General features: G+C 67.9%; 8 protein-coding genes. 7 read left to right on the top strand and 1 reads right to left on the bottom strand.

Features of this window, described 5'->3' with window-relative positions; translation table 11 throughout:
* A partial coding sequence (locus IT182_19045; GenBank protein MCC6165448.1) for a Gfo/Idh/MocA family oxidoreductase occupies positions 1 to 544 on the bottom strand: 544 nt, incomplete at its 3' end.
* Positions 545 to 733: 189 nt separating this feature from the next.
* Between IT182_19045 and IT182_19040 the strand changes: the two genes are divergently transcribed.
* The 7 genes from IT182_19040 (at position 734) to IT182_19010 (ending at position 8,563) form a co-directional block, all read left to right on the top strand.
* The gene (locus IT182_19040) at positions 734 to 2,167 is read left to right on the top strand and encodes an amino acid permease (GenBank protein MCC6165447.1); all 1,434 of its coding nucleotides are present in this window, start codon (positions 734 to 736) and stop codon (positions 2,165 to 2,167) included.
* Between the two features lie 86 nt (positions 2,168 to 2,253).
* A complete protein-coding gene (locus IT182_19035) occupies positions 2,254 to 3,387 on the top strand; it encodes a Gfo/Idh/MocA family oxidoreductase (protein ID MCC6165446.1) in 1,134 nt (377 codons plus the stop codon).
* A 21-nt stretch (positions 3,388 to 3,408) separates the two neighbouring features.
* Positions 3,409 to 4,209, top strand: a complete 801-nt coding sequence (fdhD, locus tag IT182_19030) for a formate dehydrogenase accessory sulfurtransferase FdhD (GenBank protein ID MCC6165445.1) — start codon at positions 3,409 to 3,411, stop codon at positions 4,207 to 4,209.
* A gap of 28 nt (positions 4,210 to 4,237) precedes the next feature.
* On the top strand, positions 4,238 to 4,699 hold the full coding sequence (locus tag IT182_19025; protein ID MCC6165444.1) for an S-adenosylmethionine decarboxylase: 462 nt from the start codon (positions 4,238 to 4,240) through the stop codon (positions 4,697 to 4,699).
* A 92-nt stretch (positions 4,700 to 4,791) separates the two neighbouring features.
* Positions 4,792 to 6,624, top strand: coding sequence for a DUF4178 domain-containing protein (locus IT182_19020; GenBank protein ID MCC6165443.1), 1,833 nt, complete (start codon positions 4,792 to 4,794; stop codon positions 6,622 to 6,624).
* 15 nt (positions 6,625 to 6,639) lie between these two features.
* Entirely contained in the window at positions 6,640 to 6,828 is a 189-nt protein-coding gene (locus tag IT182_19015) for a hypothetical protein (protein MCC6165442.1), read from the top strand.
* A complete protein-coding gene (locus IT182_19010) occupies positions 6,770 to 8,563 on the top strand; it encodes a polyamine aminopropyltransferase (protein MCC6165441.1) in 1,794 nt (597 codons plus the stop codon). The genes IT182_19015 and IT182_19010 overlap by 59 nt, the downstream gene beginning before the upstream one ends.
* The last annotated feature ends 79 nt before the right edge of the window (positions 8,564 to 8,642 follow it).

Below are 8,642 nucleotides of genomic sequence, written 5' to 3'. Positions count from 1 at the left end.
GCCAGCAGAATCCGGACACGAGCGCCAGGGTCGTGCTCTGGGCCAGCTTCTGCATCTCGATGGCCTTCCGGATCCCGATCGAGGCGGGGGCCACGGGCTTCTCGCAGAAGAGGTGCTTGCCGGCCTCGACGGAGGCCTTGAGGTGCGCGGGGCGGAATCCCGGAGGCGCGGCGAGCAGGACAACGTCCACGCCGCTGTTGATGACCTTCTCGTAGGCGTCGAGCCCGTGGACGGCCTGGTCGATCTTCACCTGGCTGCCGAACCGCTGACTGCCGGAGAGACGCGTCACGGCGCGCGTGACGATGGCCTCGTCGATGTCGGCCACGGCGGTCAGGACCGCGTTCTTGTCGGCCGTGAGCGCCTGTCCCGCCGCACCGCTGCCACGCCCGCCAGCCCCGATCAGGCCGACCTTCAGAGCATTGGTGACCGATTGGCCCGAGACGATGCTCGGGAATCCGGCGACGGCGGCACCGGCAGCAGCCCCGGACGTCTTGAGGAAGTCGCGGCGCTCAATCGCGCCGGACGCATTCTTGGGTGTGTTCATCATGGCAGTCCACTGGAGGGTTGGATGACCGGACGTCGACACGGCGCCCGAATACCCGAATCATAATCCCGGCTGCCGGGAACCGGTATACCCTTCGACCGGCAACGGGCAATCGGCAACGGGCAACCGGACACCCGCCTTCGCGCCTTCGGCGCCACGGCGGGACAACCCGGGTTTCACCACCACTGAATGACGACACCACCAGCTGCATCACCCACGCTCGTGCGCGGGCTCGGGCCCTTCGCCGCCTACGCGATGGTCGTGGGCAACGTCATCGGTACGGGCGTCTTTCTCAAGGCGCGCGTGATGACGTGCAACGTCGACACCGCGGGCATGGTCCTCGCGGTCTGGGTGATCGCCGGATTCATGAGCCTCCTCGGCGCCCTGACGTACGCGGAACTGGCCACCATCTTCCCGCGCGCCGGCGGCGAGTACGTCTTCATCCAGCAGGCGTACGGCCGATTGTGGGGCTTCCTCTACGGCTGGACGCGCTTCTTCGTCGCCACGACGGGGGCACTGGCAGCGCTGGCCATGGGACTGGCGATCTTCCTGAACGCCCTGGCGGGCGGGAGCGTCGAGGCCGTGCGGCTCACGCTCCCCGTGCTCGGCTCGGTGAGCGGCATCGCGCTACTCGCGGTGGCGGCGGTGTGGATCGTCACGGCCGTCAACTGCGCCGACGTCTCGACGGGCGGGCGCGTGGCGTCGGTGCTCACGGTCCTGAAGCTCGTCCTCGTGACCGGCGTTGGTCTCGGTGCGTTTCTCCTCGCCAGCGGATCGTGGGGGCACTACGCGTTGAGCGCCGCCGCTGGCACATGCGAGGGCGTCGACGCCGCGGCGCGCGGGGGGATGGCCGGAGTCGGCGCCGCCATGATGGCTGCGCTGTGGGGCTACAACGGCTGGAACGAGGTGACCTACGTGGCCGGCGAAGTCCGCGATCCGGGGCGGGCCCTCCCCTTCGCGATCATCGGCGGCATCGTCACGATCATCGTCCTGTATGTGACGATCAACGCGGGCTATTTCTACGTGCTGCCGCCCGCGGCCATCGCCAGCGTCTCCGCGTCCTCGCCCGTGGCCACCGTCGTGGCAACGGAGTTCCTTGGGCCCGCCGCCGTGGGGTTGATGAGCGGCCTGCTCGCGATCTCGGTGATGACGGCGCTCCAGATCGTGGCGCTGGTCGGCGCGCGCGTGCCCTACGCGATGGCCGCCGACGGCGTGTTCTTCCGCAGCCTCGCGCACCTGAGCCCGCGCACGCGCGTCCCGGTGCGGGCGCTCGTCGCGCAGGCGGCGTGGGCGTCGGTGCTGGTGCTGTCGGGCACGTTCGACACGCTCACCGACTACGTCATCTTCGCCGTCCTCATCTTCATGGGCCTGGCCACGACGTCGGTGTTCGTCTTCCGCCGCCGGCTGCCCGACGTGCCGCGCCCGTACCGCACGTGGGGTTATCCGGTGGTGCCCGTGCTGTTCCTCCTCACGGCCGCCTGGCTCATCGTCAACACGTTCCAGACCAGTCCGCGACAGGCGCTGGCAGGCATCGGCCTCGTCGCGCTCGGGATTCCGTTCTACTGGTACTGGACTCGCCACGACTCGGACACGACGGCCGGCACGCCCGACCAGATCCCATGACGCGCCGCCGAATCATCTTGCCCGCACGGCTCCGCTCCACGACCATGTCGCAAGCCTGAACCCGAACGACCCACGAGAGACCAGCCATGTCAGAGACCACCACGACCCGTCGAGACTTCCTGCGCGTCACCGGCGCCACCGTTGCGGCCGCGACGCCTTTCGCGGCCGCGGAGACCGCGATGGCCGTCCAGCCGTCGGCGCCCAGAGCACCCCAGCGGACCTTCGGGTACGCCGTCGTGGGTCTCGGCGGCCTCTCGCTCAGCGACATCCTGCCCGCGTTCGCCAACACGAAGCACTCGCGCCTGACCGGCCTGGTGAGCGGCAGCGTGGACAAGGCGCGCGCGCTCGCTGCGCAGTACGGCGTGCCAGACAAGGGGCTGTACTCGTACGACACGTACGACCGCATCGCCGACAACCCCGACATCGACGCGGTGTACATCGTGCTGCCCAACAACATGCACGCCGAGTACACGATTCGCGCGCACAAGGCCGGCAAGCACGTGCTCGTCGAGAAGCCGATGGCCAACACGGTCAAGGAGTGCGACTCGATGATCGCCGCCGCGACGGCCGCGAACCGCCACCTGGCGGTGGCGTATCGCCTGCGCTTCGAGCCCTACACGCAGGCCATGATCAAGATGGCGCGCGACAAGGACCTCGGCAAGACGAAGGTGATCCTCTGCGAAGCCGGCTTCAACATCGGCAACCCCGAACAGTGGCGCCTCAACAAGGTGATGGGCGGCGGCGGGTCGATGATGGACATCGGCATCTACGCGGTGAACGCCGCGCGCTACCTCGCCGGTGAGGAACCGACCGAGGTCTACGCGATGGAGTACACCACGCCGGGCGATCCGCGCTTCAAGGAAGTCGAGGAAACGATCACCTTCCAGCTGCGATTCCCGAGCGGCACGCTCGCCAACTGCGTGTCGAGTTACGGGACGCCGCTCAACAGGTTCCGCGTCCACGCCGAACGCGGCTCGTTCGAGATGGAGCCCGCCTACAGCCGGCGCGCACTCGGCATGCGCGTCTTCCGCGGTAACGTCGTCGAGCAGCGCCATCTGCGCGAGCCCGATCACTTCGCCGCGCTGATGGATCACCTCGCGCAGTGCGCCGCCACCAACACCCGCCCCATCGTCGACGGCGAGGACGGCCGCAACGACATGCGCATCATCGAGGCCTGCTACGAGTCGGTGAAGGCGAACAAGGCGATCAAGCTGGCCTAGGTTGGTCGAAGGCAGCACCGCATGACCGACGCCTGGCGTTCGATCGACGTCCAGCGAGTGAGCGACGGACGCCGCAGCACGATCGAGGATCGTGCCGCGGCCGAGTCGCCGCTCGAGATCCGCCTGAACGGTCAGGCGTTCGCGATGACGATGCGCACGCCAGGCGCGGATCGCGATCTGGTCGCCGGGTTCCTCCTGTCGGAACAGGTCATCACGTCGGCGGCAGACATCACCACCATTTCGCACGCCGGCGATGAGTCGGCCATCGACGTCACCCTCGGCGACCGCGTCAGTGACACGCTCGCGCGGCGTCTCGCCGAGCGCCGTCAGGTGACCACGACGTCGGCCTGCGGCATCTGCGGCAGGCAGAGCGCCGACGCCGTGAAGACCGACGCACCACCGATCACGGCGTCGTGGGGCGTGTCCGCGGGCGTGGTCTCGCGACTGCCTGACCTGCTGCGCGATCGCCAGGCCGTCTTCGATCACACGGGTGGGTTGCACGCCGCAGGCATCTTCACGACGGACGGCACGCTCGTCGAGATCGCCGAGGACGTCGGACGCCACAACGCCGTCGACAAGGTGATCGGACGCCTGCTGCTGCGCGGCGCGCTGCCGCTCTCGGCGCACATCCTCTGCGTGAGCGGCCGCGCGTCGTTCGAGTTGGTGCAGAAGGCCGTCCTCGGAGGCATCCCGATGCTCGTCGCCGTCTCCGCCCCGTCGACGATGGCCATCGACATCGCACGGGAGTACGGCCTGACGCTCGCGGGATTCGTGCGCGGCCCGTCCTTCAACCTGTACGCCCATGCACATCGCGTCGTGTGACGCGGCATATAATGCCGGCCACATCGACATGGCCGTGCCATCTCCACGACGCGACGCCGCGCTGACCGACGCAGACGCACGCGATGCGGCGCATCCCCTCGCACCGCGCGGCGCGGAGTGGGTGATCGACGCGCGCGGCTGCGATCCCGACGCCCTGCGCGACGTGCCGCGGCTCGCCACGCTCTTCGACCGCCTGATCGCCGACCTGCGCCTCACGCCTGTCGCGCCTGCCGTGTGGCATGCGTTCCCGTCGCCCGGTGGCGTCACCGGCTTCGTCGTCCTGACCGAATCGCACCTGGCCTGCCACACGTTCCCCGAGTTCGGGTCGATCTGCGTGAACGTCTTCTGCTGTCGCGCGCGAGACGACTTCGACGCCGCGGCGATCCTCGCGGACCTGCTCGGAGCCACCGACACGCTGGTGCGCCGGGTCGATCGCGCCTACGGGCCTGCCCCGCGTGCGGATGTGATGGCCGGAGTCGCCGACGCATGAGAGGACCTGCCGGACGCTGCCCCAACTGCGGCGCCCCCGTGCGATTCCGGTGGTCGAGCGCGGTCCAGACGACGTGCGAGGCCTGCCGATCGGTGATCGTCAGGCACGACGTCGACCTCGAGACGATTGGCGAAGTCGCCGACCTCCCACCCGACAGCTCGCCAATTCAACTCGGCACCGAAGGTGCGCTCGACGGCCGGGCCTTCACCGTCATCGGGCGCATCGTGTACGAGTACGCCGACGGCGGATGGAACGAATGGCATCTCGCGTATGCCGACGGCACGAGCGGGTGGCTCTCCGACGCGCAACTCGAGTACGCCGTGTCGAGTCATGTCGCGCCGACGCGCCCGCTGCCGTTCACCACAGGTCTGCGGGTGGGGCTCGGGTACTCGTGGGGCGACGTGCCGCTCCAGGTCAGCACGATCACCACGGCGCGCTACAAGGGCGTCGAAGGCGAACTGCCGTTCGAGTTCTGGGGCAAGGACCAGCTCACGTTCGCCGACCTGCGCGGCCACGACGCCACCTTCGGCACCATCGACTACAGCGGCGCGACGCCGCTGCTCTTCATCGGCCGCTTCGTGTCGTTCGACGAGCTCCACCTGCGCAACCTCCGCACGTTCGACGACGAGGACCGATCGCGGGGGATGCGGGGCTTCAACTGCGCCAACTGCGGTGCGGCGGTCGAACTGCGTGCCCTGGCGCACACGCGCGCCGTGGCGTGTACCAGCTGCGGTGCCGTGCTCGACGCGCGCGATCGCAACGTCACGATTCTTCAGAGCGCGGAGGCGCGGCAGTCGATCGTCCCGCTCATCCCGCTCGGCACGCGCGGGACGTGGCACGGCCAGCCGTACGACGTGATCGGCTTCCAGCAGCGTTCGGTGACCGTCGACGGCGCGCGGTACGCGTGGGACGAATACGTGCTGTTCAACAGGTACCACGGCTTCCGGTACCTGACCAACTACAACGGGCACTGGAACGACGTCGACGTGGTGCGGGAACTGCCCACTGTCACGAGCACGGGGTCGCGGCCGACCATGTCGCGCGGCAACGTCGAGTTCAAGCACTTCCAGCACGCCGTGGCGCGGACCGACTTCGTGCTCGGTGAGTTCCCGTGGCGTGTGAAGGTGGGCGAGACCGTCGTCACCGATGACTACGTCGCGCCGCCGCTGCTGCTGTCGAGCGAGGGCACGACGGGCGAACGGACGTGGTCACTCGGCACCTACACGGAACCGGCGGCGATCGCGAGCGCGTTCGTGCCGTCGCTCTCGCTGCCCAGGCCGGTCGGCGTCTTCGCCAACCAGCCGAATCCCTGGACGGCGAAATCGCGCGCGCTCTGGCGGACCTGGCGCTGGTTGGCCGTGCTCATTCTCGCGCTGTTCGTGTACCGCCAGATGATGAGTGCCGAAGCGACGATCCTCGAACAGTCCTACACATACACGCCGGGGGCCGCGGAGGCCTCGTTCGTCACACCGCCGTTCACCATCGTCAAGTCGGGTACGGTGGACATCAGCATCGAGGCGCACCTCCAGAATTCCTGGGTGGGTTACGACATCGCATTGATCGACCTCGGGTCAGGCACGGCGTACAACGTCGCCACCGAAGTGAGCTACTACTTCGGAGAAGACCAGGGCGAGCGGTGGACGGAAGGCAGCACGAGGGCCGATCGGCTGCTGCCGAAGCTCCCGGCGGGACAGTACTACCTGCGCGTCGAGCCCGAAGGTCCCGTGAACGGGCCGGTGGTGCCGTATACGATCCGGATTCGTCGCGACGTGCCGCTGATGTTCCCGTACGTGCTGGCGTTCCTCGCGATCACGATCCGCCCCGTATGGGTGGCGCTCCGCCGTCTCGGCTTCGAAGTGACGCGCGACGCGGAAAGCGACTACGGGAGCAGCGGGGATGATGACGATGATGATGACGACGACTGACGAAAGGACTCACGCATGCCTCGCGCCGTGATCTATCTCGTATTCGGGCTCCTTGCGTCTGGCGCCGCGCTGTCAGCGGATCGCGACGGCTGGCTCGCGCGCTCACCGGACGTCCTGTCGAACGTGCCGCGGTCGGTCCGCGACAATCCCGGCGCCTACCGCTCGCTGTACAACGGATCCCCGCGTCTCTTCGGAGGGAAGTGACAGATGGAAGCCACGCTCCTCACCAACGTCGTCGCCGCCGTCGTGTTCGCCGTCGTCGGCATCGCCGTGTTCCTGGCCGCACTGTTCGTCGTGGACAGGCTCACGCCGTACACCCTCTGGCGCGAGATCATCGACGAGCACAACACCGCGCTCGCCGTGCTCCTCGGCGCCATGTCGCTCGGCATGTCCCTCATCATCGCGGCGGCGATCCACTGATGCACCTGCCTCGCTCGTGACCATCGCACTGCTCGTCTCGGTACTGCTCATCGCGGCGTGCGGGCTCATCTACGAGCTCGTGGCCGGGGCGCTGGCGAGCTATCTGCTCGGCGACAGCGTCACGCAGTTCTCGACGGTCATCGGGACGTACCTGTTCGCCATGGGCATCGGCTCGTGGCTGTCGCGATTCGTGGATCGCGGCCTCGTCACGCGGTTCGTCCTCATCGAGATCATGGTCGGTGTCGTCGGCGGGTTCTCGTCGGCGCTGCTGTTTGTCGCCTTCGCGTACACGAGCGCGTTCCGGCTGCTGCTGTACGCGCTCGTACTCGTCGTAGGCATCTTCGTGGGGCTCGAGATCCCGCTGCTGATGCGGCTGCTGCGCGACAGGTACCAGTTCAAGGACGTTGTCGCCAACGTGCTGACGTTCGACTACCTCGGCGCGCTCGGCGCTTCGCTGCTCTTCCCCATCGTGCTCGTGCCGAAGCTCGGACTGGTGCGCGCCCCGATGCTGTTCGGCGCCATCAACGTCGCCGTCGCGCTGTGGACGACCGAAATCCTGAAGGACTCGCTGTCCACGACGGCGCGGCGGTCGCTGCAGGCGCTGGCCACGCTGGCGCTCGCGCTGCTGGGTGTCGGCCTGTGGAAGGCCAACGCCATCCTCGATCTCGCGGAAGCGAACCTGTATGCAGACGATGTGGTGCTGTCGAGGACGACGCCCTATCAGCGCATCGTGATGACGGCGTGGAAGGACGACCTGCGGCTGTTCCTGAACGCGAACCTGCAGTTCAGCTCACGCGACGAGTATCGCTACCACGAAGCGCTCGTACATCCAGGTCTCGCGGCATTGCCGTCGGCACGGCGCGTGCTGATCCTCGGCGGAGGCGACGGGCTCGCGCTGCGCGAAGTGCTCCGCTACCCGCACGTGTCGCACGTGACGCTCGTGGACCTTGATCCGGAGATGACGCGGCTGTTCTCCACGCACGAGGAGTTGCGTCGTCTCAATGCGGACGCGCTCTCGGACTCGCGCGTCACGGTGGTCAACGCCGACGCGTTCACGTGGCTCGACACGCCGGGCGACGCGTTCGACTTCGCCGTCGTGGACTTCCCCGATCCGTCGAACTTCTCGCTCGGCAAGCTGTACACGACGACGTTCTATCGCATGCTGATGAACCGGCTCGCGCCGGACGCGACGTTCGTCGTCCAGTCCACGTCGCCCCTGTTCGCCCGTCAGGCGTACTGGTGCATCATCGCGACGATCGAACAGGCGGGCTTCACCGTGGCGCCGTACCACGTCTACGTGCCGTCGTTCGGCGAGTGGGGTTTCGCGCTTGCGGGCCGATCGCTGCCACGCGTTCCGGAGACGCTGCCCGATGGTCTTCGCTTCCTCACCGTGCAGGGCCTGCCGGAACTGTTCACGTTCCCGATCGACATGGCGCGCGTGCCCGTGGAGCCCAACCGCCTCCACACGCAACAGCTCGTGCGCTACTACGAACGCGAGTGGGGCGCGATGAACAGGTAAGGATCCGGCAACCGGCAACCGGCAATGGGTAGGGGTAGGGCCGGCCCTCCGGGCCCGGCCCTAAAGCGTCAGTCATTCG

This window comes from Acidobacteriota bacterium, from assembly GCA_020845575.1.
Classification (GTDB): domain Bacteria; phylum Acidobacteriota; class Vicinamibacteria; order Vicinamibacterales; family Vicinamibacteraceae; genus Luteitalea.
Note: the sequence above shows the minus strand (reverse complement) of the source record. Positions and strands in the feature narration are given on the sequence as shown.

Coding starts and splice junctions, on each gene's coding strand:
- IT182_19040 (MCC6165447.1), top strand. CDS start 734: ATGACGACACCACCAGCTGCATCACCCACGCTCGTGCGCGGGCTCGGG.
- IT182_19035 (MCC6165446.1), top strand. CDS start 2,254: ATGTCAGAGACCACCACGACCCGTCGAGACTTCCTGCGCGTCACCGGC.
- fdhD (MCC6165445.1), top strand. CDS start 3,409: ATGACCGACGCCTGGCGTTCGATCGACGTCCAGCGAGTGAGCGACGGA.
- IT182_19025 (MCC6165444.1), top strand. CDS start 4,238: ATGGCCGTGCCATCTCCACGACGCGACGCCGCGCTGACCGACGCAGAC.
- IT182_19015 (MCC6165442.1), top strand. CDS start 6,640: ATGCCTCGCGCCGTGATCTATCTCGTATTCGGGCTCCTTGCGTCTGGC.